Genomic DNA, 24305 nt, shown 5'->3' on the forward strand with positions numbered 1-24305 from the left:
ATTACTTACCTGCCTGCTGGTTGAGCACAGTCTTCACGCGAGCGATGTCACGCTTAACTTGCGAGAGCAGGTGAGACTGCCCCAACTGGCCAGTTGCTTTCTGCATACGCAGATTGAACTGGTCGCGCAGCAGGCCGAGCAGTTGCTCGTTCAGCTGCTGTGCTGATTTTTCACGAAGTTCATTCGCTTTCATCACATCACCGTCCGCTTAACAAAGGAGGTGGCGAGCGGCAGCTTTGCAGCAGCCAGGGCGAAAGCCTCACGCGCCAGCTCTTCAGTAACACCCTCGATTTCATACAGGACTTTGCCTGGCTGAATCTGGGCAACCCAGTACTCGACGTTACCCTTACCTTTACCCATACGAACTTCTAGGGGCTTTTTGGAAATAGGCTTGTCCGGGAATACACGGATCCAGATCTTGCCGCCACGTTTAACGTGACGGGTCAGAGCACGACGCGCTGACTCGATCTGACGAGCGGTGAGACGACCACGAGCTACAGACTTCAGCGCGAACTCGCCGAAGCTGACTTTGCTACCGCGCAATGCCAGACCACGGTTGTGGCCAGTCATTTGCTTGCGGAACTTCGTACGCTTTGGTTGCAACATTTGGCGTACCCCTTACTTAGCAGCTTTTTTACGAGGCGCTGGTGCTTGTGGTTTCAGTTCTTCTTGGCGACCACCAATTACTTCGCCTTTGAAGATCCAAACCTTTACACCGATCACACCGTAGGTGGTGTGAGCTTCGTAGTTGGCATAGTCGATGTCGGCACGCAGGGTGTGCAGTGGCACACGACCTTCGCGATACCATTCAGTACGTGCGATTTCAGCACCGCCGAGACGACCGCTCACTTGGATTTTGATGCCTTTGGCACCAATGCGCATGGCGTTCTGTACAGCGCGCTTCATGGCGCGACGGAACATTACACGACGCTCCAGCTGCTGAGCTACGCTCTGCGCAACCAGCATACCGTCGAGCTCCGGCTTGCGGATCTCTTCGATATTGATGTGCACAGGCACACCCATTTGCTTGGTCAGGTCCTGACGCAGTTTCTCAACATCTTCACCTTTCTTCCCGATAACGATACCTGGACGAGCGGTGTGGATGGTGATACGTGCTGTCTGAGCCGGACGATGGATATCGATACGGCTTACGGACGCGCTTTTTAGTTTGTCTTGGAGGTACTCACGCACCTGCAGATCTGCCAGCAGGTAGTCTGCGTAAGTGCGACCGTCTGCGTACCAGACGGAGGTGTGCTCCTTGACGATTCCCAGGCGAATGCCAATGGGATGTACTTTCTGACCCATCTCTTCGACTCCGTTACTTGTCAGCGACCTTGACAGTGATATGGCAAGACCGCTTGACGATGCGATCAGCACGGCCTTTGGCACGTGGCATGATGCGCTTCAGCGAACGCCCTTCGTTGACGAAAACGGTGGAGACCTTCAGGTCATCAACGTCTGCGCCTTCGTTATGCTCGGCGTTGGCTACAGCCGACTCCAGCACTTTCTTCAGGATCTCGGCGGCTTTCTTACTGCTGAAAGCCAACAGGTTGAGCGCTTCGCCCACCTTCTTCCCGCGGATCTGGTCGGCGACCAAGCGGGCTTTCTGGGCGGAGATTCGAGCGCCCGACAACTTAGCGGCTACTTCCATCGTTCCTTACCCCTTAACGCTTGGCTTTCTTGTCTGCCACGTGCCCACGATAAGTGCGGGTACCGGCAAACTCGCCCAGTTTATGGCCGACCATGTCTTCGCTCACGAGAACTGGGACATGTTGACGACCGTTATGCACAGCAATGGTCAGACCGACCATTTGTGGCAGGATCATCGAACGACGCGACCAGGTTTTCACTGGTTTGCGATCGTTCTTTTCCGCCGCCACTTCGATCTTCTTCAGTAGGTGAAGATCAATAAAAGGACCTTTTTTCAGAGAACGTGGCACTGTCGTATCCCTCTATTTACTTGCGACGACGGACGATCATTTTGTCGGTACGCTTATTACCACGAGTCTTCGCGCCCTTAGTCGGGAAGCCCCACGGCGATACCGGATGACGACCACCAGAGGTACGACCTTCACCACCACCATGTGGGTGGTCAACCGGGTTCATGGCAACACCACGAACGGTTGGGCGAACGCCACGCCAGCGTTTGGCACCAGCTTTACCCAGGGAACGCAGGCTGTGCTCGGAGTTCGAGACTTCACCAAGCGTTGCACGGCATTCAGCCAGTACTTTACGCATCTCACCGGAGCGAAGACGCAGAGTAACGTACACACCTTCACGAGCGATCAGCTGTGCAGAAGCACCAGCGGAACGAGCGATCTGTGCGCCTTTACCTGGCTTCAGTTCGATGCCGTGTACGGTGCTACCAACTGGAATGTTGCGCAGTTGAAGAGCGTTGCCCGGCTTGATTGGAGCCAGAGCACCAGCGATCAGCTGGTCGCCAGCACTCACGCCTTTAGGGGCGATGATGTAGCGACGCTCGCCGTCTGCGTACAGCAGCAAAGCGATGTGAGCAGTACGGTTTGGATCGTATTCGATACGCTCGACAGTGGCAGCGATGCCATCTTTGTCGTTGCGACGGAAGTCAACCAAACGATAATGCTGCTTATGACCACCACCCACGTGACGTGTAGTGATACGGCCATTGTTGTTACGACCACCAGACTTCGATTTTTTCTCGAGCAGCGGTGCGTGAGGAGCGCCTTTATGCAGCTCCTGGTTGACCACCTTGACCACAAAACGGCGGCCAGGGGAAGTCGGTTTGCATTTAACGATTGCCATGATGCACCCCTTCCTTACTCAGCACTGCTGCTGAAATCGAGATCTTGGCCTGGCTGAAGGGAGATAACTGCCTTCTTCCAGTCATTACGCTTGCCCAGACCGCGAGCAGTGCGCTTGCTCTTACCCAGAACATTCAGGGTAGTAACACGCTCTACTTTCACGCTGAACAGGCTTTCGACGGCCTTCTTGATTTCCAGCTTGGTTGCGTCAGTAGCAACCTTGAAAACGAACTGGCCTTTCTTGTCAGCCAGAACCGTGGCCTTCTCGGAAACGTGCGGGCCAAGTAGAACTTTAAATACGCGTTCCTGGTTCATCCCAGCAGCTCCTCGAATTTCTTCACGGCCGACACAGTGATCAACACTTTGTCGTATGCGATCAGACTAACTGGATCGGAACCTTGAACATCACGCACGTCGACGTGAGGCAGGTTACGAGCAGCCAGGTACAGATTCTGGTCAACAGCGTCAGACACGATCAGAACATCGGTCAGACCCATGCCATTCAGCTTGCCCAGCAGGTCTTTGGTTTTCGGTGCTTCGACAGCGAAGTCCTGAACCACGACCAGACGATCAGTACGGACCAGCTCACCAAGAATGGAACGCAGAGCAGCGCGATACATCTTCTTGTTGAGTTTCTGGGTGTGATCCTGAGGACGAGCTGCGAAAGTGGTACCGCCGCCACGCCAGATTGGGCTACGGATAGTACCGGCACGAGCGCGGCCAGTACCCTTCTGACGCCATGGGCGCTTACCGCCACCGGAAACGTCGGAACGGGTCTTTTGCTGCTTGCTGCCCTGACGACCGCCAGCCATGTAGGCTACGACTGCCTGGTGCACCAGTGTCTCGTTGAATTCGCCGCCAAATGTCAGTTCGGAAACTTCGATTGCTTGAGCGTCATTTACATTTAATTGCATGTCAGCTTCCCCTTAACCGCGAGCCTTGGCTGCTGGACGTACAACCAGATTGCCGCCAGTAGCGCCAGGAACAGCGCCCTTGACCAACAACAGATTGCGTTCAGCGTCCACGCGCACTACTTCGAGGGACTGCACGGTCACGCGCTCAGCGCCCATATGACCGGACATTTTTTTGCCCTTGAATACACGACCAGGAGTCTGGCACTGGCCGATAGAGCCTGGGACGCGGTGGGATACGGAGTTACCGTGGGTGTTATCCTGACCACGGAAATTCCAGCGCTTGATCGTACCCTGGAAGCCTTTACCTTTGGACTGACCGGTTACATCAACCAGTTGACCAGCAGCGAAGATTTCAGCGTTGATCAGATCGCCAGCCTTGTATTCGCCTTCTTCAAGACGGAATTCAAGAACAGTGCGACCAGCAGCTACGTTCGCCTTGGCGAAGTGGCCAGCTTGGGCAGCTGTAACACGCGAAGCACGACGCTCGCCGACAGTGACTTGCACTGCACGATAGCCATCGGTTTCTTCGGTTTTGAACTGAGTGACGCGATTCGGCTCGATCTCAATGACCGTGACCGGAATGGAGACACCTTCTTCGGTGAAAATACGGGTCATACCGCATTTACGACCGACTACACCAATAGTCATGTTGTAAACCTCATGAGTGTACGGGGCTTTCACCCGCTATGGCCGCCCATTTCAGAGCGTTACACGACTAAGACCCGAGTCTTAGCCGAGGCTGATCTGCACTTCCACACCGGCCGCAAGATCAAGCTTCATAAGAGCATCAACGGTTTTATCCGTTGGCTGGACGATGTCCAGAACGCGCTTATGAGTGCGGATCTCGTACTGGTCGCGCGCGTCTTTGTTGACGTGCGGAGAAACCAGAACGGTGAACCGCTCTTTACGGGTCGGCAGTGGAATTGGACCACGCACCTGAGCACCAGTACGTTTCGCGGTTTCCACGATTTCCTGGGTTGATTGGTCGATCAGGCGATGGTCAAAAGCCTTCAACCTGATACGGATTTGCTGATTTTGCATTGGATTTCAGACTCCAGATTGCTGTTCCCACCGAGCGCAATACGCCCGTTAAAAGGAGGCGCAATTCTATAGACGAGCTAACAGAGTGTCAACCCAATAAAAAAGCCCCCGCAAGCGGAGGCTTTTTCTTGAATCAACGCTTAAGCGATGATTTTGGCTACGACGCCAGCGCCGACGGTACGACCGCCTTCACGGATAGCGAAACGCAGACCGTCTTCCATTGCGATTGGCTTGATCAGGGTAACGGAAACTTTCACGTTATCACCTGGCATTACCATCTCAACGCCTTCCGGCAGTTCGCAGCTACCAGTTACGTCGGTAGTACGGAAGTAGAACTGTGGACGGTAGCCTTTGAAGAACGGAGTGTGACGACCGCCTTCTTCTTTGCTCAGAACGTAGATTTCAGCTTCGAACTGAGTGTGCGGCTTGACGGTGCCTGGCTTGACCAGAACCTGGCCACGCTCAACGTCGTCACGCTTGGTGCCACGCAGCAGAACGCCGCAGTTCTCACCAGCACGGCCTTCGTCCAGCAGCTTGCGGAACATCTCAACGCCAGTGCAAGTAGTTTTGGTAGTGTCACGCAGACCTACGATTTCTACTTCTTCCTGGATCTTGATGATGCCGCGCTCAACACGACCAGTTACAACAGTACCGCGACCGGAGATCGAGAATACGTCTTCGATTGGCATCAGGAACGGCTTGTCGATAGCGCGCTCAGGCTCTGGGATGTAGCTGTCCAGAGTCTCAACCAGCTTCTTGACAGCAGTGGTGCCCATCTCGTTGTCGTCTTGGCCGTTCAGAGCCATCAGAGCCGAACCGATGATGATCGGGGTGTCGTCGCCCGGGAAGTCGTAAGTGCTCAGCAGATCGCGCACTTCCATCTCAACCAGTTCCAGCAGCTCAGCGTCGTCAACCATGTCAGCCTTGTTCAGGAAGACAACGATGTACGGAACGCCAACCTGACGGGACAGCAGGATGTGCTCACGAGTTTGCGGCATCGGACCATCAGCGGCCGAGCAAACCAGGATCGCGCCGTCCATCTGGGCAGCACCGGTGATCATGTTTTTTACGTAGTCGGCGTGACCTGGGCAGTCAACGTGTGCGTAGTGACGCACGGACGAATCGTATTCAACGTGAGCGGTGTTGATGGTGATACCGCGAGCTTTCTCTTCCGGGGCGCTGTCGATCTTGTCGAAGTCAACCTTTGCGGAACCGAAAACTTCGGAGCAAACGCGAGTCAGAGCAGCGGTCAGAGTGGTTTTACCGTGGTCAACGTGACCGATGGTGCCAACGTTGACGTGCGGTTTGTTACGTTCAAATTTTTCTTTAGCCACGACAGTGAACTCCTAGCCTAAAGGGGCTGAATCAGCCTTGTTTTTTAACGATAGCTTCGACGACATTCGACGGAGCTTCGGAGTATTTGGAGAATTCCATAGAGTAGCTCGCGCGACCCTGAGACATGGAGCGGACGTCGGTCGCATAACCGAACATCTCACCCAACGGAACTTCGGCGCGGATAACCTTGCCGGAAACCGTATCTTCCATACCCTGGATCAGACCACGACGACGGTTCAGGTCACCCATCACGTCACCCATGTAGTCCTCAGGTGTTACAACTTCAACCTTCATGATCGGCTCAAGAACAACACCGCCACCTTTGGTAGCCAGTTGCTTGGTCGCCATGGAGGCCGCCACCTTGAACGCCATCTCGTTGGAGTCGACGTCGTGGTAAGAACCATCGAAAACGGTAGCCTTCAGGCCGATCAGCGGATAGCCGGCAACAACACCGTTCTTCATCTGCTCTTCGATACCCTTCTGGATAGCCGGGATGTATTCCTTAGGAACAACACCACCCACTACTTCGTTCACGAATTGCAGACCTTCCTGACCTTCGTCAGCAGGGGCAAAACGGATCCAGCAATGGCCAAACTGACCACGACCGCCGGACTGGCGAACGAACTTGCCTTCGATCTCACAAGCCTTCGTGATCTTCTCACGATAGGAAACCTGTGGTTTACCGATGTTGGCTTCGACGTTGAACTCACGGCGCATCCGGTCAACCAGGATGTCCAGGTGCAATTCGCCCATGCCAGAGATGATCGTTTGACCAGTCTCTTCATCAGTCTTGACGCGGAAAGACGGGTCTTCCTGAGCAAGTTTGCCCAGAGCGATACCCATTTTTTCCTGGTCATCCTTGGTTTTTGGCTCAACGGCAACCGAAATAACCGGCTCCGGGAAGTCCATACGAACCAGGATGATTGGCTTTTCAGCGGAGCAGAGGGTATCACCAGTGGTGACGTCCTTCATGCCGATCAGGGCCGCGATGTCGCCAGCGCGAACTTCCTTGATCTCTTCACGGGTGTTTGCGTGCATTTGCACCATACGACCCACGCGCTCTTTCTTGCCTTTTACCGAGTTGATCACGCCGTCGCCGGAGCTCAACACGCCCGAGTAAACACGAGCAAAGGTCAAGGTACCCACGAATGGGTCGGTAGCGATCTTGAACGCCAGAGCCGAGAACGGCTCGTTGTCGTCTGCATGACGCTCCATTTCAACAGTCTCGTCATCCGGATCGGAACCCTTGATGGCAGGAATGTCGACTGGCGCAGGCAGATAGTCGATAACGGCGTCGAGAACCAGGGGAACACCCTTGTTCTTGAAGGAAGAACCACAAACAGCAAGAACGATTTCGCCAGCGATTGTGCGCTGACGCAGTGCGCCCTTGATTTCCTCGATGGAAAGCTCTTCGCCTTCGAGGTACTTGTTCATCAGCTCTTCGTTGGCTTCAGCAGCAGCTTCAACCATGTTGCTGCGCCACTCTTCAGCCAATTCCTGCAGTTCAGCAGGGATCGCTTCGCGACGAGCAGCCATACCCTTGTCAGCATCATCCCAGTAAACAGCTTCCATGGTCATCAGATCGATCTGACCCTGGAAATTGTCTTCTGAACCGATAGCCAACTGGATTGGCACTGGAGTGTGACCCAGGCGCTGCTTGATCTGACCGATCACGCGCAGGAAGTTCGCACCAGCACGGTCCATCTTGTTTACATAAACAAGACGCGGAACGCCGTACTTGTTGGCTTGACGCCATACGGTTTCCGACTGAGGCTCAACGCCCGAAGTACCGCAGAAAACCACGACAGCACCGTCGAGAACACGCAGCGAACGCTCTACTTCAATAGTGAAGTCAACGTGGCCGGGGGTATCGATGATGTTGAAGCGATACTTGTCGAATTGTTTGGCAGAACCAGCCCAGAAGGCTGTGGTTGCAGCGGAAGTAATGGTAATACCCCGCTCCTGCTCTTGAACCATCCAGTCCATGGTCGCGGCGCCATCATGCACCTCGCCCATTTTGTGGTTTACGCCCGTGTAAAAAAGGACGCGCTCGGTGGTCGTGGTTTTACCAGCGTCCACGTGAGCAACGATACCGATGTTACGGTAGCGGTTAATCGGAGTAGTACGAGCCATAAAGCCCTCGCAAAATTAGTGACGCCGGAATTAGAAGCGGTAGTGCGAGAAAGCTTTGTTGGCTTCAGCCATACGGTGCACGTCTTCACGCTTCTTAACTGCAGCACCTTTACCTTCGGCGGCGTCCAACAGTTCGCCAGCCAAACGCAGAGCCATAGACTTTTCGCCACGCTTGCGCGCGAAGTCTACCAGCCAGCGCATTGCCAATGCATTACGACGGGACGGACGAACTTCAACCGGAACCTGGTAAGTAGCACCGCCTACACGGCGCGACTTCACTTCGACCAGCGGAGCGATGGCGTCGAGAGCTTTCTCGAAGATTTCCAGGGGGTCGCTGTTCTTGCGTTCTTTAACCTTGTCCAGCGCGCCATAAACGATACGCTCGGCAACGGCTTTCTTGCCGCTTTCCATCACGTGGTTCATGAACTTGGCCAGGATTTGGCTTCCGTATTTTGGATCGTCAAGCACTTCGCGCTTGGCTGCTACGCGTCTTCTTGGCATGGATAAGCCCTCAAACGGTCTTCAGGTTAGCTCGGAACCACCATCCCCTGAGGAATGCGTCCGACCTTACTCTTATCGACTCAGAAAAATAGAAATCTGCAAACTCAATCAGAAGCCGAATACTACTTAGGCTTCTTGGTACCGTATTTCGAGCGACCCTGGTTACGACCTTTAACGCCGGAAGTATCCAAAGAACCACGAACGGTGTGATAACGAACACCTGGCAAGTCTTTTACACGACCGCCACGGATCAGTACCACGCTGTGCTCTTGCAGGTTGTGACCTTCACCACCGATGTACGAGGAAACCTCGAAACCGTTGGTCAGGCGCACACGGCAGACTTTACGCAATGCCGAGTTAGGTTTTTTCGGCGTGGTGGTATACACACGAGTGCACACACCGCGACGTTGCGGGCAGTTCTGCAGCGCAGGCACGTCGGATTTCTCGACGATACGCTTACGCGGCTGACGTACCAGCTGGTTGATAGTTGCCATCTACTAGCTCCACTGTTGTCTTGCGACGCTATTGTCTTACAAGAAAGCAAATGACAGGGCGTAAGCCCCGCCAAATTTAGGGGTACAAGAGTCTAAAGAGGATCCTGCCCCCAGTCAAGACAAAGCCCCGACCTCTTCACCCGGCGACCACAGCAAAATACTGTGGTCGCCGGAAGAAAAATGCCGAGGCTTTACTCTTAATTACCGCTGGAGTTCAACGCTTCAGTCAGAGCGGCTTCTACTTCGCTCGCGCTGACACGCAACGGTTTGTCGATATCACGGCGACGCTTGCGCTCGCTGTGGTATGCCAGACCGGTACCAGCCGGGATCAGACGACCCACGACTACGTTTTCCTTCAGGCCGCGCAGGTAGTCACGCTTGCCGGTTACCGCCGCTTCGGTCAGTACGCGGGTTGTCTCCTGGAAGGAGGCCGCGGAGATGAACGACTCGGTGGACAGGGAAGCTTTGGTGATACCCAGCAATACACGAGTGAACTTGGAGACAAACTTGTCTTCCGTGCTCAGACGCTCGTTCTCTACGAGAACGTGAGTCAGCTCCATCTGGTCGCCCTTGATGAAACTGGAATCGCCGGATTCGGCAATCTCAACCTTACGCAGCATCTGACGCAGGATCGTCTCGATGTGCTTGTCGTTGATCTTCACGCCCTGCAGACGATAAACGTCCTGGATCTCGTTGACGATGTACTTGGCGAGAGCACTTACACCCAGCAGACGCAGGATGTCGTGCGGATCGCTAGGACCGTCGGAAATAACTTCACCACGGTTGACCTGTTCACCTTCGAACACGTTCAGGTGACGCCATTTCGGGATCAGCTCTTCGTACGGATCGCTACCGTCGTTCGGAGTGATGACCAGGCGACGCTTGCCCTTGGTCTCTTTACCGAACGCGATGGTGCCGCTGACTTCAGCAAGAATCGACGCCTCTTTCGGACGACGGGCTTCGAACAGGTCGGCAACACGCGGCAGACCACCGGTGATGTCACGGGTTTTCGAAGTTTCTTGCGGGATACGAGCGATAACATCACCGATCGCGATCTGCGCACCGTCCGCCACGCCGACCAGGGCGTTGGCTGGCAGGAAGTACTGAGCCGGTACGTCAGTACCTGGCAGCAACAGATCCTTACCATCCAGACCCACCATCTTGACGGCAGGACGAATGTCTTTGCCGGCAGCTGGACGGTCCTTGGCATCAAGAACTTCAATGTTGGTCATACCGGTCAATTCGTCTGTCTGACGCTTGATCGTGATGCCTTCTTCCATGCCCACGTAGGTCACGGTACCTTTCATTTCGGTAACGATCGGGTGGGTGTGCGGATCCCACTTGGCCACGATCGAACCAGCGTCGACCTTGTCGCCTTCCTTCACCGAAATCACAGCACCGTAAGGCAGCTTGTAACGCTCACGCTCACGACCGAAGTCATCAGCGATAGCCAGCTCACCGGAACGGGACACGGCTACCAGGTGGCCATCCACTCGCTCAACGTGTTTCAGGTTGTGCAGACGAACAGTACCGCCGTTCTTGACCTGGACGCTGTCGGCAGCCGAAGTACGGCTTGCAGCACCACCGATGTGGAACGTACGCATTGTCAGCTGGGTACCAGGCTCACCGATCGACTGGGCGGCGATAACGCCGACAGCTTCACCGATGTTGACCTGATGACCACGAGCCAGGTCGCGACCGTAGCACTTGGCGCAGATGCCGTAGCGGGTTTCACAGCTGATTGGCGAGCGAACGATCACTTCGTCGATGCTGTTCAGCTCGATGAATTCGACCCACTTCTCGTCTACCAGCGTGCCAGCAGGCACGATGACGTCTTCGGTACCCGGCTTGAATACGTCACGGGCGATGACTCGACCCAGAACGCGCTCACCCAGAGGCTCTACAACGTCACCGCCTTCAATGTGCGGAGTCATCAGCAGGCCATGTTCGGTACCACAATCAACTTCGGTAACGACCAGATCCTGGGCAACGTCCACCAGACGACGGGTCAGGTAACCGGAGTTCGCGGTTTTCAACGCGGTATCCGCAAGACCTTTACGAGCACCGTGAGTCGAGATGAAGTACTGAAGTACGCTCAGGCCTTCACGGAAGTTCGCAGTGATCGGCGTCTCGATGATCGAGCCGTCCGGCTTGGCCATCAGACCACGCATACCGGCCAGCTGACGAATCTGAGCAGCGGAACCCCGGGCACCGGAGTCAGCCATCATGTACATCGAGTTGAACGATTCCTGGTCAACAGTCTCACCGTGGCGGTCGACAACCTTCTCTTTCGAGAGGTTCGACATCATCGCCTTGGAGACTTCATCGTTGGCCTTGGACCAAAGGTCGATCACCTTGTTGTACTTCTCGCCCTGAGTTACCAGGCCCGAGGCGTACTGACTTTCGATTTCTTTAACTTCTTCGGTAGCAGCATCGATGATGCGAGCTTTTTCATCCGGGATAACGAAATCGTTAACACCGATCGAAACACCCGAAATGGTCGAATAGGCAAAACCGGTATACATCAACTGGTCAGCGAAAATGACGGTCTCTTTCAGACCAACCACGCGGTAGCACTGGTTGATCAGCTTGGAGATCGCCTTTTTCTTCATCGGCTGGTTGACGACGTCATAGGACAGGCCGGCCGGAACCACCTGGAACAGCAGCGCACGGCCGACAGTGGTGTCGACGATACGGGTGTTCTTGACGCTGCCGCCATCACGATCATTGATCGTTTCATGGATACGGACTTTGACCTTGGCGTGCAGAGCTGCTTCGCCGGCGCGGAATACGCGGTCGACTTCCTGCAGATCCGCAAACACACGACCTTCGCCCTTGGCGTTGATCGCTTCACGAGTCATGTAGTACAGACCCAGTACAACGTCCTGCGAAGGAACGATGATTGGCTCACCGTTCGCTGGCGAAAGGATGTTGTTGGTCGACATCATCAGCGCACGCGCTTCGAGCTGGGCTTCCAGCGTCAGCGGTACGTGAACGGCCATCTGGTCACCGTCGAAGTCGGCGTTATATGCCGCACAGACCAGAGGGTGAAGCTGGATTGCCTTGCCTTCGATCAGAACCGGCTCGAACGCCTGGATACCCAGACGGTGAAGCGTCGGAGCACGGTTGAGCAGGACCGGGTGTTCGCGAATCACTTCAGCAAGAACGTCCCAGACCTCTGGCAGTTCGCGCTCGACCATTTTCTTGGCAGCTTTGATGGTCGTGGCCAGGCCACGCATTTCCAGCTTGCCGAAAATGAACGGTTTGAACAGCTCAAGAGCCATTTTCTTCGGCAGACCGCACTGGTGCAGACGCAGGGTCGGACCAACGGTAATTACCGAACGACCGGAGTAGTCAACACGCTTACCGAGCAAGTTCTGACGGAAACGACCTTGCTTACCCTTGATCATGTCAGCCAGGGATTTCAGAGGACGCTTGTTGGAACCGGTGATAGCGCGGCCACGACGACCGTTGTCGAGCAGAGCATCGACAGCTTCCTGCAACATACGCTTTTCGTTGCGCACGATGATGTCCGGAGCAGACAGATCCAGCAGGCGCTTCAAACGGTTGTTACGGTTGATCACTCGACGATACAGATCGTTGAGGTCGGAAGTCGCGAAACGACCACCATCCAGCGGAACCAGAGGACGCAGGTCTGGCGGCAGAACCGGCAGAACGGTCAGGACCATCCACTCAGGCAGGTTGCCCGAGCCCTGGAAGGCCTCCATCAGTTTCAGACGCTTGGACAGCTTCTTGATCTTGGTTTCGGAGTTGGTTTGCGGAATCTCTTCACGCAGACGGCCAATCTCGTGCTCCAGATCGATAGCGTGCAGCAGTTCACGGACAGCTTCGGCACCCATGCGGGCATCGAAATCATCACCGAACTCTTCCAGCGCTTCGAAGTACTGCTCGTCGTTCAGCAGCTGACCTTTTTCAAGAGTGGTCATACCCGGATCGATAACGACATAGCTCTCGAAATAGAGAACGCGTTCGATATCACGCAGGGTCATGTCCATCAGCAGGCCGATACGGGACGGCAGGGACTTCAGGAACCAGATGTGGGCAACAGGAGAAGCCAGTTCGATGTGGGCCATGCGCTCACGACGAACTTTTGCCAGTGCAACTTCAACGCCGCACTTCTCGCAGATCACACCACGATGCTTCAGGCGCTTGTACTTACCGCACAAGCACTCGTAATCCTTGACCGGGCCAAAGATCTTGGCGCAGAACAGGCCGTCACGCTCAGGCTTGAACGTACGGTAGTTGATGGTTTCCGGCTTTTTAACTTCACCGAACGACCACGAACGGATCATCTCAGGCGACGCCAACCCGATACGGATCGCGTCAAACTCTTCGACTTGACCCTGGTTTTTCAGCAAATTCAGTAGGTCTTTCAAGGCTTTCCCTCCTGGCGGAGCAGGGAGCGGGCCATAAGGCACCGCTCCCGATTCGCGTCACGTGTTATTCGGTTTCCAGATCGATATCGATACCGAGCGAACGGATTTCTTTGATCAACACGTTGAAGGACTCGGGCATGCCCGGCTCCATACGGTGATCGCCGTCCACGATGTTTTTGTACATCTTGGTACGACCGTTCACATCGTCCGACTTCACTGTGAGCATTTCTTGCAGAGTGTACGCCGCGCCGTATGCTTCCAGCGCCCACACTTCCATCTCCCCGAAACGCTGACCACCGAACTGCGCCTTACCACCCAGCGGCTGCTGGGTAACCAGGCTGTAAGAACCAGTGGAACGCGCGTGCATCTTGTCGTCCACCAAGTGGTTCAGCTTCAGCATGTACATGTAGCCAACGGTTACAGCGCGCTCAAACTTGTTGCCGGTACGACCGTCAAACAGTTGCATCTGGCCGCTTTCCGGCATGTCTGCCAGTTTGAGCATTGCCTTGATTTCACTCTCTTTGGCACCGTCGAAAACCGGAGTAGCCATAGGCACGCCATTGCGAAGGTTCTTCGCGAGGTCTTGAACTTCCTTGTCGGACAGATCATCCAGGCTTTCCTGGCGACCGCCGATTTCGTTGTAGATCTCGTTGAGGAACTTGCGCAGTTCGGCAACCTTACGCTGTTCTTCGAGCATGCGATTGATCTTCTCGCCCAGCCCCTTGGCCGCGAGGCCCAGGTGAGTTTCGAGAATCTGACCAACGTTCATACGCGAAGGTACGCCCAGCGGGTTGAGTACGATGTCCACCGGTGTGCCATTGGCATCGTGTGGCATGTCTTCAACCGGCATGATCACGGAGACCACACCCTTGTTACCGTGGCGACCGGCCATCTTGTCGCCCGGCTGGATGCGACGACGGATTGCCAGGTAGACCTTGACGATTTTCAGAACGCCCGGAGCAAGGTCATCACCCTGCTGCAGCTTGCGCTTCTTGTCTTCAAACTTGTCATCGAGCAGGCGACGACGATCAACGATGTAAGCCTGTGCTTTTTCAAGCTGCTCGTTCAGAGCATCTTCAGCCATGCGCAGTTTGAACCACTGACCATGCTCAAGACCGTCCAGGACCTCATCGGTGATTTCCTGACCTTTCTTAAGGCCAGCACCGCCTTCAACCACGCGACCAACCAGAGCAGCACGCAGACGCTCGAAAGTTGCGCCTTCGACGATACGGAACTCTTCGTTCAGATCCTTGCGGATCTCGTCAAGTTGCGACTTCTCGATGGACAGTGCGCGAGCATCACGCTCAACACCATCACGGGTGAAGACCTGAACGTCGATGACAGTACCCTTGGTACCGGTAGGTACGCGCAGGGAAGTATCTTTAACGTCGCTGGCTTTTTCACCGAAGATGGCGCGCAGCAGTTTTTCTTCCGGAGTCAGCTGGGTTTCACCTTTAGGGGTGACCTTGCCAACCAGGATGTCGCCGGCGCCCACTTCGGCACCGACATAAACGATACCGGCTTCGTCCAGCTTGTTCAGAGCCGCTTCACCCACGTTAGGGATGTCAGCAGTGATTTCCTCTGGGCCAAGCTTGGTGTCACGAGCAACGCAAGTCAGTTCCTGGATATGGATCGTGGTGAAACGATCTTCCTGAACCACACGCTCGGACAGACAGATGGAGTCTTCGAAGTTGAAACCGTTCCAGGCCATGAACGCGATGCGCATGTTCTGACCCAGAGCCAGCTCACCCATATCGGTGGACGGGCCATCAGCCATGATATCGCTGCGCTGAACACGATCACCTTTGCTCACCAGCGGACGCTGGTTGATGCAGGTGTTCTGGTTCGAACGGGTGTACTTGGTCAGGTTGTAGATATCTACACCCGCCTCGCCCGTTTCAACTTCGTCATCAGCAACACGCACAACGATACGGCTTGCATCGACCGAGTCGATCACGCCGCCACGACGAGCCACGACGCAGACGCCGGAGTCACGAGCAACGTTGCGCTCCATGCCAGTACCTACCAGCGGCTTGTCGGCACGCAGGGTTGGTACAGCCTGACGCTGCATGTTCGAACCCATCAACGCACGGTTGGCGTCGTCGTGCTCAAGGAACGGAATCAGGGAAGCTGCGACCGAAACTACCTGCTTGGGCGAAACGTCCATCAGGGTTACGTCGGCAGGCGCCTTGACGGTAAATTCGTTCAGGTGACGAACGGCTACCAGCTCGTCGATCAGCTCATTCTTGTCGTTCATTGCGGCCGAAGCCTGTGCAATGACGTGGTCCGCTTCTTCGATTGCCGAAAGGAAAACGATTTCGTCGGTTACCAGGCCTTCCTTAACAACGCGGTACGGGCTCTCGAGGAAACCATACTGGTTGGTACGGGCGTAGGCCGCAAGGGAGTTGATCAGACCGATGTTCGGACCTTCCGGCGTTTCAATCGGGCATACACGACCGTAGTGAGTCGGGTGTACGTCACGAACTTCAAAGCCGGCGCGCTCACGAGTCAGACCACCAGGGCCGAGTGCAGAAACACGGCGCTTGTGGGTAATCTCGGACAGCGGGTTGTTCTGGTCCATGAACTGGGAAAGCTGACTGGAACCGAAGAACTCCTTGACTGCCGCAGCGACAGGCTTGGCGTTGATCAGGTCCTGAGGCATCAGACCTTCGCTTTCTGCCATGGACAGACGTTCTTTTACAGCACGCTCTACGCGGACCAGACCGACACGGAACTGGTTCTCGGCCATTTCGCCAACGCAACGAACACGACGGTTACCCAGGTGATCGATGTCATCGACAATGCCTTTACCGTTACGAATATCGACGAGAGTCTTCAGAACGGCAACGATGTCTTCCTTGCACAGGACGCCCGAACCTTCGATCTCGGTGCGACCGATACGACGGTTGAACTTCATGCGGCCTACAGCAGACAGGTCATAGCGCTCTGGGCTGAAGAACAGGTTGTTGAACAGTGTTTCAGCGGCATCTTTGGTCGGCGGCTCACCTGGACGCATCATGCGATAGATTTCGACCAGGGCTTCCAGTTGGTTGCCGGTAGAGTCGATCTTCAAGGTGTCGGAGATGAACGGGCCGCAATCGATGTCGTTGGTGTACAGAGTCTCGATCCGAACGACCTGGGCCTTGGCGATTTTTGCCAGGATTTCAGTGTTCAGTTCGGTGTTGCATTCAGCGATGATTTCACCGGTCGCAGGATGCACGATGACCTTGGCGGTAGTGCGGCCCAGGACGTAGTCCAGCGGCACTTCCAGCTCTTTGATCCCGGCCTTTTCCAGCTGATTGATGTGACGAGCGGTAATACGGCGACCTTGCTCGACAATAACCTTGCCGTTGCCATCCTGGATATCGAGGACAGCAATTTCACCACGCAGGCGCTGAGGCACCAGCTCCAGACTCAGGTTTTCACCGCGAACATGGAAAACGTTGGTGGTATAGAACGCATCAAGCACTTGCTCGGTCGTGTAACCCAGAGCGCGCAGCAGTACGGAAGCAGGCAGCTTGCGACGACGGTCGATACGGACGAATACGCAGTCTTTCGGATCGAACTCGAAGTCCAGCCACGAACCACGGTAAGGAATGATGCGAGCGGAGTACAGCAGCTTGCCGGAGCTATGCGTCTTGCCACGATCGTGGTCGAAGAATACGCCTGGCGAACGGTGAAGCTGGGACACGATCACACGCTCGGTACCGTTGATAACGAAGGTACCGTTTTCAGTCATCAGGGGGATTTCACCCATGTAGACTTCTTGCTCTTTGATGTCCTTGATCGCTTTGTTCGACGACTCTTTGTCGAAGATGATCAGACGGACCTTGACTCGCAGAGGTACAGCGTAAGTCACACCGCGCAGCACGCACTCTTTGACATCAAATGCCGGTTCGCCCAAGCGATAACCTACATACTCCAGCGCAGCATTGCCGGAGTAGCTGATGATCGGGAAAACGGATTTGAAGGCTGCATGCAGACCGACGTCGCGGAACTGATCTTTGGTCGCTCCCGCCTGCAGGAATTCGCGATACGAATCCAGCTGGATGGCCAGTAGATACGGCACATCCATTACGTCCGGCAACTTGCTAAAGTCCTTGCGGATACGTTTTTTCTCAGTATATGAGTAAGCCATCAGCGTTCCCCAGCTTGGTCACCTGCTTGTTTGGCTCCCTCCGACGGAAGCAGCCAGAAAATCGTGCAAACCCCTTGGTCTGCGCCACCATCTTGGTGGTTCTTGCACGTTATGGACGCTGGCAAAGCCAATCGTCCGTAACGGAAAAAGGCCGGTGGCAAAAGCCACCAGCCATCAGCCTTTCGCTTAACGCGTGGGCTGGACGTTCAAAATCGATGCTTATTTCAGCTCGACTTTGGCGCCTGCTTCTTCCAGAGCAGCTTTGGCTTTTTCAGCAGCGTCTTTAGCTACTGCTTCCAGAACCATTGCTGGAGCGCCGTCAACGACTGCCTTGGCTTCTTTCAGGCCCAGACCGGTCAGTTCACGAACTGCTTTAATGACGTTAACTTTCTTCTCGCCAGCTTCGGTCAGCATGACGTTGAATTCGGTTTGCTCTTCAACAACAGCAGCAGCAACAGCTGGGCCAGCCGAAGCAGCGGCAGCAGTTACGCCGAATTTCTCTTCGAAAGCCTTGATCAGTTCAACAACCTGCAGAACGGACATCTCGGCTACTGCGTTGAGGATATCGTCTTGAGAGATAGACATGAATCTAATTCCTGAATTGGGGGACGGCCTACGCGACCATCGAAATAAACAAAAATACGCGAGAGAAAATGCTCAGCCTTAGGCTGCGGCAGCTTCTTTCTGGTCGCGAACAGCCGCCAGAGTACGAGCCAATTTGCTGGTAGCGCCTTGAATCACGCTCATCAGCTGGGAAATTGCTTCGTCACGGGTCGGCAAGGTAGCCAGTACGTCGATCTGATTAGCTGCGAGGAACTTGCCCTCGAACGCAGCTGCCTTGATCTCGAACTTGTCCTGACCTTTCGCAAACTCTTTGAACAAACGCGCAGCAGCGCCTGGATGCTCGTTGGAGAAGGCGATCAAGGTCGGGCCTGTGAACGCATCGTTGAGGACACTGTATTCAGTACCTTCAACAGCGCGCTTGAGCAGGGTGTTACGTACAACACGTACGTATACGCCAGCTTCACGAGCCTCTTTACGGAGTCCGGTCATTGCGCCTACTGTAACGCCACGGGCATCAGCCACGACAGCGGACAGAGCGACTTTGGCAGCCTCGTTGACTTCAGCGACGATGGCCTTCTTGTCTTCGAGTTTAATTGCCACGGGTTTAACTCCTGCTTGTTACCGTTTCATCGGACCTAAGCCTGATGTCGTTTTGGTGTCTGATTCGGTAAGGAACCGGGAGCACCATCTGCGTAGGCTTGTGGTTTAAGACTTGCGTCGCCTACGGTCTTGGATAGCCCCCGCCAGGCAGGGACCCCAATCTTTTAGTAACACAAAACTGTGTTACTTCTGTCTTACGCGTCCAGGGAACCCTGGTCGATGACCAGGCCCGGGCCCATGGTGGTGCTCAGGGTAACGCGCTTGACGTAGATACCTTTCGAAGAAGCAGGCTTGATGCGCTTGAGATCAGCGATCAGGGCTTCAACGTTTTCCTTCAGCTTGACTGCGTCGAAACCGACCTTGCCAACGGAAGTGTGGATGATGCCGTTTTTGTCGGTGCGATAACGAACCTGACCAGCCTTCGCGTTCTTGACGGCGTTAGCGACGTCAGGAGTAACGGTACCGACTTTAGGGTTAGGCATCAGGCCACGTGGACCCAGAACCTGACCCAACTGACCAACAACACGCATTGCATCAGGAGAAGCAATGACTACGTCGTAGTTCAGGTCGCCAGCTTTCATTTCGGCAGCCAGATCGTCCATGCCAACGCGATCAGCACCGGCAGCCAGAGCAGCTTCAGCAGCCGGGCCTTGGGTGAAGACAGCAACACGTACGGTTTTACCGGTACCGTGCGGCAGAACGGTTGCGCTACGAACAACCTGGTCGGATTTACGAGGATCGACGCCCAGGTTAACAGCAACGTCTACGGACTCGCTGAACTTGACGGTAGACAGCTCGGTCAGCAGAGCAGCAGCGTCTACGAAGTTGTAGGCCTTGCCAGCTTCAAGCTTGCTAGCGATTGCCTTTTGACGTTTGGTCAACTTAGCCATTACACACCCTCCACGTTAAGGCCCATGCTACGAGCGGAACCGGCGATAGTACGCACGGCCGCTTCCAGGTCTGCAGCTGTCAGATCAGCGCTTTTTGCTTTAGCGATGTCTTCCAGTTGAGCACGAGTCACGGTGCCAACTTTAACGGTGTTCGGGCGAGCCGAGCCGCTGGTCAAGCCTGCAGCTTTCTTCAGCAGAACAGAGGCAGGAGTACTTTTTGTTTCAAAAGTGAAGCTACGGTCACTGTATACAGTGATGATCACTGGAGTCGGCAAGCCTGGCTCAAGACCCTGAGTACGGGCGTTGAATGCTTTACAGAATTCCATGATATTCACACCGTGCTGACCCAGAGCAGGACCAACTGGCGGGCTAGGGTTAGCCTGAGCGGCTTTCACTTGCAGCTTGATGTATGCGGTTATCTTCTTGGCCATGAGGCACTCCAATTACGGGTTCAAACGCCCTTTAAGGCTCCCCGGCTACTTACACGTATATCCCAGTGACGAAAAAACCCCACAGCCTTAGGCTGCGGGGTATGGGATTCCAGCTCAGTTATGCCTTTTCGACCTGACTGAACTCCAGCTCTACCGGAGTAGAACGTCCGAAAATGAGCACAGCCACCTGGATACGGCTCTTTTCGTAGTTAACTTCTTCGACCGTGCCATTAAAATCAGCGAACGGACCATCGGTGACGCGAACAACTTCACCTGGCTCGAACAGTGTTTTTGGCTTCGGCTTATCGCTGCCATCAGCAACACGACGCAGAATGGCTTCTGCTTCTTTGTCGGTGATTGGAGCTGGCTTATCAGCAGTACCGCCGATAAAGCCCATGACGCGAGGAGTATCCTTGACCAAGTGCCAAGTACCCTCATTCATTTCCATCTGTACAAGCACATAACCTGGGAAGAACTTACGCTCGCTTTTGCGCTTCTGGCCATTACGCATCTCAACCACTTCTTCAGTGGGAACCAGAATTTCGCCGAAGCCATCTTCCATGCCTGCCAGCTTCACACGCTCGATCAACGAGCGCATTACATGCTTCTCGTAACCCGAGTAAGCATGCACTACGTACCAACGCTTAGCCACGGGACACCCTTAGCCAACTATCAAGGAAACAAGCCAGCCGAGCAGGGAATCTAGCCCCCACAACAGCAACGCCATGACCAGAACGACAGCCACCACAATCAAAGTGGTCTGCGTGGTCTCTTGGCGAGTAGGCCATACGACTTTACGGATCTCTGCGCGTGCTTCTTTTGCCAAGACAAAGAAAGCCTTGCCTTTACCGGTTTGAAGAGCAACAAACGCAGCAACGGCAGCAATCACAAGAAGCACGAGAACACGATACAGAATCGGAGCGGACGAGTAATACTGATTACCGACGACACCAACCACAACCAAAGCGACTACCAAGAGCCATTTCAGCGAGTCAAAGCGCGAGTCTGATGCTTCAGCCTTGGGATTCATCTACGGAGATCCTGTGAAAAGAAAGCCAGATTACATCTAGGGAATCTGGCAGGTCAGGAGGGAATCGAACCCCCAACCTACGGTTTTGGAGACCGTCGCTCTGCCAATTGAGCTACTGACCTAAAAGCAAAATCAGGCCGACGATTATGCGGACCCGACAAGAGTTTTTCAACACTTCATTCAGAAACCATCAACAGATGCTGCTGACAGAGGCTGAAAGCTTTAAGTGAAACACTTCAAGAGTGAGACCACTTAAAACAAAGGCAGATATTTGCATATCTGCCTTTGAACAATGGAGCTCTTGAGCGGATTTGAACCGCTGACCTCACCCTTACCAAGGGTGTGCTCTACCAACTGAGCTACAAGAGCGAAACACGTTGCAAGAACCGCAAATATGGAGCGGGTAGCGGGAATCGAACCCGCATCATCAGCTTGGAAGGCTGAGGTTCTACCACTAAACTATACCCGCACAACTTGCAGCTCGCGCTAAATATGGTGGAGGGGGAAGGATTCGAACCTTCGAAGTCGTAGACGTCAGATTTACAGTCTGATCCCTTTGGCCGCTCGGGAACCCCTCCTAAGCGAGGCAGCATTCTCAATGCTTACTGCCCTTCTGTCAACCTTTTTCTCATTAAAAACCTGAGGTTACATGCGTTGACTACTGCTGCTTCACTTGCGAGGCTTACACCTCACTGCGAAGCGGGCGCCATTCTATGCAAACTAATCGGCAGTTGCAATGCCCTCACAAGACATTATTTTGTTTTTTAATTGCGGGAAATCCTGAAGCAACTGATTGAGCATTCCATCACCGACCAGACGACGACTTTCAGGGGAGATCCTGAGCCAGTAGCCTGTCACACCACCCGACGGCAAGACCTGAAACTGAGACTGCACATCCAGGCTATTGAGACGCTGCTCGACCGCACGCGCCTCCTCCTGGCGTGGGAAACCGCCAAGATACAGACAGCTACTTTCAGCGTCACGGGAGGCGTGCCCCACGTCGGACTCACTAAGCAGCCGGATATCCTGCTGAGGAGCACGGTACAACGACAAAGGCAGTACCTCCTTGGCACGCAAAGGAGCTTCTTGCTGATGCCAGATGTAATAAAAGGCATTGAGCATCAACAGCAAAAGGAATAGCCAACGCATAAAAACCTCAGCGCAACGGACAGGCTAGAGCCAGACCGACGAAAACCAGGTCAGGCACCACTCGAACATCAGTCAGGACATCCTCGACCAGCCCCGCATCGCCGCCGGTTACGAAGACACAAAAATCATCACCCCAATAAGTGCGCGCCAGTTCCAGCTGCGTCAGCGCAAAGCCTCGCAGCATCAGTGAACAACCGCGCTCAACCGCCTCGGAAGTTGCACGCCCCGGAACAAAGCTGACCAGCGCACGCTCGGCCGCAGCATCATCGTATCGGATCCGCCGCGTATGGGTGCGCAGCTGGTTACGCATCAACGGCATCCCCGGACATATGAAGCCTCCCAGGTGCCGACCATCTGCATCAACGAAATCAGAGGTTACAGCCGTACCGAGATCAATGACCAGGCACGCCCTTCGGGCTATGTGATAAGCACCGACAAAGGCAAGCCAGCGGTCGAGCCCCAGACGCTCGTAGTCGTCGTATCCATTCTCAACCCCCGCCAACTCTCTTGCGGGTGCTGCACAGACAGGATGAATCGCGAAAGCCTGGACAAGGGCCGCCACAAGCTTCTCGGTTTCCTCGGCGCTACGGACACTGACCAGGCGACAGGCACTCAACTTCAATCCTGGAAGGTGCAGCAAATGCTCCAGCAGGGCACTATCGGAATCAACGACGCCACCCGCAAATCGGGCCACACCTCCTACATCAATTACACGCCACTTGATGAAGCTATTCCCACAGTCGAGTTCAAGTATCATCACGCAACCTCAGGCTGAGCTCACCACCACTAAAGCTTTTCTCCACGCCACCTACATCGAGGCACAACGCACCCAGCACATCAACCCCCAAGACTATGCCCTCGACGACCTCGACACCCGAAAGCAGGGTGACAGCGCACCCCTGCCACAAGTGTCCTTGCTCCCACTCAGCCTGAAATGCCGCAAAACCTTTCTCACGATGCAAGACGAGCAAGGCATCAAGCTTTTGACTCAAACGGGCAGCAAGGCTATTGCGATCAGAAAGGGCGCCCGTCTCAAGACGCAGAGACGTCCAGGACTGATCCACGTCGACAGAGGTCTGCATATTGACGTTGACGCCTATGCCTATCACGACATGACACACATCTGCAGGATCACCAATCAACTCAAGAAGGATGCCGGCAATCTTGCGCCGCCCCACAAGAACATCATTAGGCCACTTGAGACCGGCCCCCTTGACTCCCGACTCACGCAGGACCTGCATGACAGCAAGCCCGACCAGCAGGCTGAGGCCTTCGAGCTGACGCATTCCGCCATCCACGCGCAACGCCAGACTGTAATACAGGTTCTCACCAAAGGGGCTCACCCACTTGCGACCACGACGCCCTCTTCCAGCCGTCTGGCTTTCTGCCAGTACCAGCATAGGCATGGCAGCGCCCTGGCCGATCTGACGCACCGCTTCGGCATTTGTAGAGTCGACCGAGTCTGAAACATGGACCGACCAGCCCGCAGGAAACCCCATTTGCGATATGGACGACGCAGACAGAAGAGAAACCGGACTGGCAAGCCGATAGCCACGGCCACGCACCTTATGAACCTCAACGCCCAACTCAGCCTCAAGCTGTTGAAGCCGCTTCCAGACGGCGCTTCGACTGACGCCGAGCACATCACCCAAAACCTGCCCGGAGTGAAACTCGCCATCGGCCAGAAGCCTTAACAAGGTCATCATGTAAATATCGCCTAGCAATGAGGCACGCATGATAGCCACGCAAGCCTGGGATGCATAGAAACGAAAAAGTGTTTTTCAAGCCAGAAAGACAAAACCCCCACCTGCGTGTGCAGATGGGGGTTTTGAATTTGAATCTTGACGATGACCTACTCTCACATGGGGAAACCCCACACTACCATCGGCGATGCATCGTTTCACTGCT

The 24305-nt window shown here is 54.8% G+C and carries 25 protein-coding genes and 4 tRNA genes; all 29 read right to left on the reverse strand.

The annotated features are described in order from the left end of the window. Nucleotide 1 precedes the first annotated feature (1 nt). Entirely contained in the window at nucleotides 2-193 is a 192-nt protein-coding gene (gene rpmC / locus K5D32_RS01830) for a 50S ribosomal protein L29 (protein WP_002555481.1), read from the reverse strand. Beyond that, nucleotides 193-606 carry a 50S ribosomal protein L16 gene (gene rplP / locus K5D32_RS01835; protein WP_025262050.1) on the reverse strand — a complete coding sequence of 138 codons (414 nt, stop codon included), beginning with the start codon at nucleotides 604-606 and terminating at the stop codon, nucleotides 193-195. Before rplP ends, rpmC begins: the two co-directional genes overlap by 1 nt. A gap of 12 nt (nucleotides 607-618) precedes the next feature. Continuing rightward, the gene (gene rpsC / locus K5D32_RS01840; RefSeq protein WP_025262051.1) at nucleotides 619-1305 is read right to left on the reverse strand and encodes a 30S ribosomal protein S3; all 687 of its coding nucleotides are present in this window, start codon (nucleotides 1303-1305) and stop codon (nucleotides 619-621) included. A gap of 13 nt (nucleotides 1306-1318) precedes the next feature. Then, nucleotides 1319-1651 carry a 50S ribosomal protein L22 gene (gene rplV, locus K5D32_RS01845; protein WP_002555485.1) on the reverse strand — a complete coding sequence of 111 codons (333 nt, stop codon included), beginning with the start codon at nucleotides 1649-1651 and terminating at the stop codon, nucleotides 1319-1321. A 13-nt stretch (nucleotides 1652-1664) separates the two neighbouring features. Next, the gene (rpsS, locus tag K5D32_RS01850) at nucleotides 1665-1940 is read right to left on the reverse strand and encodes a 30S ribosomal protein S19 (protein WP_004883670.1); all 276 of its coding nucleotides are present in this window, start codon (nucleotides 1938-1940) and stop codon (nucleotides 1665-1667) included. Between the two features lie 16 nt (nucleotides 1941-1956). Then, complete coding sequence (gene rplB / locus K5D32_RS01855; RefSeq protein ID WP_007924198.1) at nucleotides 1957-2781, reverse strand: 50S ribosomal protein L2; 825 nt, start codon at nucleotides 2779-2781, stop codon at nucleotides 1957-1959. A gap of 14 nt (nucleotides 2782-2795) precedes the next feature. After that, nucleotides 2796-3095 (reverse strand): 50S ribosomal protein L23, encoded by a 300-nt coding sequence (gene rplW, locus K5D32_RS01860; protein ID WP_002555488.1) that lies wholly within the window; start codon nucleotides 3093-3095, stop codon nucleotides 2796-2798. After that, nucleotides 3092-3694 (reverse strand): 50S ribosomal protein L4, encoded by a 603-nt coding sequence (gene rplD, locus K5D32_RS01865; protein ID WP_025262052.1) that lies wholly within the window; start codon nucleotides 3692-3694, stop codon nucleotides 3092-3094. Before rplD ends, rplW begins: the two co-directional genes overlap by 4 nt. Before the next feature lie 12 nt (nucleotides 3695-3706). Continuing rightward, a complete protein-coding gene (gene rplC, locus K5D32_RS01870) occupies nucleotides 3707-4342 on the reverse strand; it encodes a 50S ribosomal protein L3 (RefSeq protein ID WP_025262053.1) in 636 nt (211 codons plus the stop codon). Between the two features lie 81 nt (nucleotides 4343-4423). Further along, complete coding sequence (rpsJ, locus tag K5D32_RS01875; RefSeq protein WP_003186070.1) at nucleotides 4424-4735, reverse strand: 30S ribosomal protein S10; 312 nt, start codon at nucleotides 4733-4735, stop codon at nucleotides 4424-4426. A 140-nt stretch (nucleotides 4736-4875) separates the two neighbouring features. After that, a complete protein-coding gene (gene tuf / locus K5D32_RS01880) occupies nucleotides 4876-6069 on the reverse strand; it encodes an elongation factor Tu (protein ID WP_221576683.1) in 1194 nt (397 codons plus the stop codon). A 31-nt stretch (nucleotides 6070-6100) separates the two neighbouring features. Beyond that, nucleotides 6101-8203 carry an elongation factor G gene (gene fusA / locus K5D32_RS01885; RefSeq protein WP_095067809.1) on the reverse strand — a complete coding sequence of 701 codons (2103 nt, stop codon included), beginning with the start codon at nucleotides 8201-8203 and terminating at the stop codon, nucleotides 6101-6103. Between the two features lie 30 nt (nucleotides 8204-8233). After that, on the reverse strand, nucleotides 8234-8704 hold the full coding sequence (rpsG, locus tag K5D32_RS01890; protein ID WP_010490886.1) for a 30S ribosomal protein S7: 471 nt from the start codon (nucleotides 8702-8704) through the stop codon (nucleotides 8234-8236). A gap of 122 nt (nucleotides 8705-8826) precedes the next feature. Further along, on the reverse strand, nucleotides 8827-9198 hold the full coding sequence (gene rpsL / locus K5D32_RS01895; RefSeq protein ID WP_002555494.1) for a 30S ribosomal protein S12: 372 nt from the start codon (nucleotides 9196-9198) through the stop codon (nucleotides 8827-8829). A 197-nt stretch (nucleotides 9199-9395) separates the two neighbouring features. Next, complete coding sequence (rpoC, locus tag K5D32_RS01900; RefSeq protein ID WP_025262056.1) at nucleotides 9396-13595, reverse strand: DNA-directed RNA polymerase subunit beta'; 4200 nt, start codon at nucleotides 13593-13595, stop codon at nucleotides 9396-9398. Between the two features lie 64 nt (nucleotides 13596-13659). Then, on the reverse strand, nucleotides 13660-17733 hold the full coding sequence (gene rpoB / locus K5D32_RS01905; RefSeq protein WP_221576684.1) for a DNA-directed RNA polymerase subunit beta: 4074 nt from the start codon (nucleotides 17731-17733) through the stop codon (nucleotides 13660-13662). A 219-nt stretch (nucleotides 17734-17952) separates the two neighbouring features. Then, a complete protein-coding gene (gene rplL / locus K5D32_RS01910) occupies nucleotides 17953-18318 on the reverse strand; it encodes a 50S ribosomal protein L7/L12 (RefSeq protein ID WP_025262058.1) in 366 nt (121 codons plus the stop codon). Between the two features lie 78 nt (nucleotides 18319-18396). Then, nucleotides 18397-18897: a 50S ribosomal protein L10 gene (gene rplJ / locus K5D32_RS01915; RefSeq protein ID WP_025262059.1), complete on the reverse strand. Its 501-nt coding sequence runs from the start codon at nucleotides 18895-18897 to the stop codon at nucleotides 18397-18399. A gap of 194 nt (nucleotides 18898-19091) precedes the next feature. Beyond that, nucleotides 19092-19787 (reverse strand): 50S ribosomal protein L1, encoded by a 696-nt coding sequence (gene rplA, locus K5D32_RS01920; RefSeq protein ID WP_025262060.1) that lies wholly within the window; start codon nucleotides 19785-19787, stop codon nucleotides 19092-19094. Continuing rightward, complete coding sequence (gene rplK / locus K5D32_RS01925; protein WP_025262061.1) at nucleotides 19787-20218, reverse strand: 50S ribosomal protein L11; 432 nt, start codon at nucleotides 20216-20218, stop codon at nucleotides 19787-19789. Before rplK ends, rplA begins: the two co-directional genes overlap by 1 nt. Before the next feature lie 118 nt (nucleotides 20219-20336). Then, on the reverse strand, nucleotides 20337-20870 hold the full coding sequence (nusG, locus tag K5D32_RS01930) for a transcription termination/antitermination protein NusG (RefSeq protein ID WP_025262062.1): 534 nt from the start codon (nucleotides 20868-20870) through the stop codon (nucleotides 20337-20339). Nucleotides 20871-20879: 9 nt separating this feature from the next. Then, nucleotides 20880-21248, reverse strand: coding sequence for a preprotein translocase subunit SecE (gene secE, locus K5D32_RS01935; protein WP_025262063.1), 369 nt, complete (start codon nucleotides 21246-21248; stop codon nucleotides 20880-20882). A gap of 46 nt (nucleotides 21249-21294) precedes the next feature. Continuing rightward, nucleotides 21295-21370: transfer RNA gene (locus tag K5D32_RS01940), tRNA-Trp, on the reverse strand. A 171-nt stretch (nucleotides 21371-21541) separates the two neighbouring features. Continuing rightward, nucleotides 21542-21617: transfer RNA gene (locus K5D32_RS01945), tRNA-Thr, on the reverse strand. Between the two features lie 26 nt (nucleotides 21618-21643). Next, nucleotides 21644-21717: transfer RNA gene (locus tag K5D32_RS01950), tRNA-Gly, on the reverse strand. Between the two features lie 24 nt (nucleotides 21718-21741). Beyond that, nucleotides 21742-21826 (reverse strand) — tRNA-Tyr (locus K5D32_RS01955). A gap of 142 nt (nucleotides 21827-21968) precedes the next feature. Next, nucleotides 21969-22397: a hypothetical protein gene (locus tag K5D32_RS01960; RefSeq protein ID WP_221576685.1), complete on the reverse strand. Its 429-nt coding sequence runs from the start codon at nucleotides 22395-22397 to the stop codon at nucleotides 21969-21971. A 7-nt stretch (nucleotides 22398-22404) separates the two neighbouring features. Then, complete coding sequence (locus tag K5D32_RS01965) at nucleotides 22405-23154, reverse strand: pantothenate kinase (protein WP_198728175.1); 750 nt, start codon at nucleotides 23152-23154, stop codon at nucleotides 22405-22407. After that, entirely contained in the window at nucleotides 23144-24103 is a 960-nt protein-coding gene (gene birA / locus K5D32_RS01970; RefSeq protein ID WP_221599075.1) for a bifunctional biotin--[acetyl-CoA-carboxylase] ligase/biotin operon repressor BirA, read from the reverse strand. Before birA ends, K5D32_RS01965 begins: the two co-directional genes overlap by 11 nt. Nucleotides 24104-24305: the final 202 nt, after the last annotated feature.

It is taken from the genome of Pseudomonas cichorii (assembly GCF_019719005.1).
Taxonomy (GTDB): domain Bacteria; phylum Pseudomonadota; class Gammaproteobacteria; order Pseudomonadales; family Pseudomonadaceae; genus Aquipseudomonas; species Aquipseudomonas cichorii_E.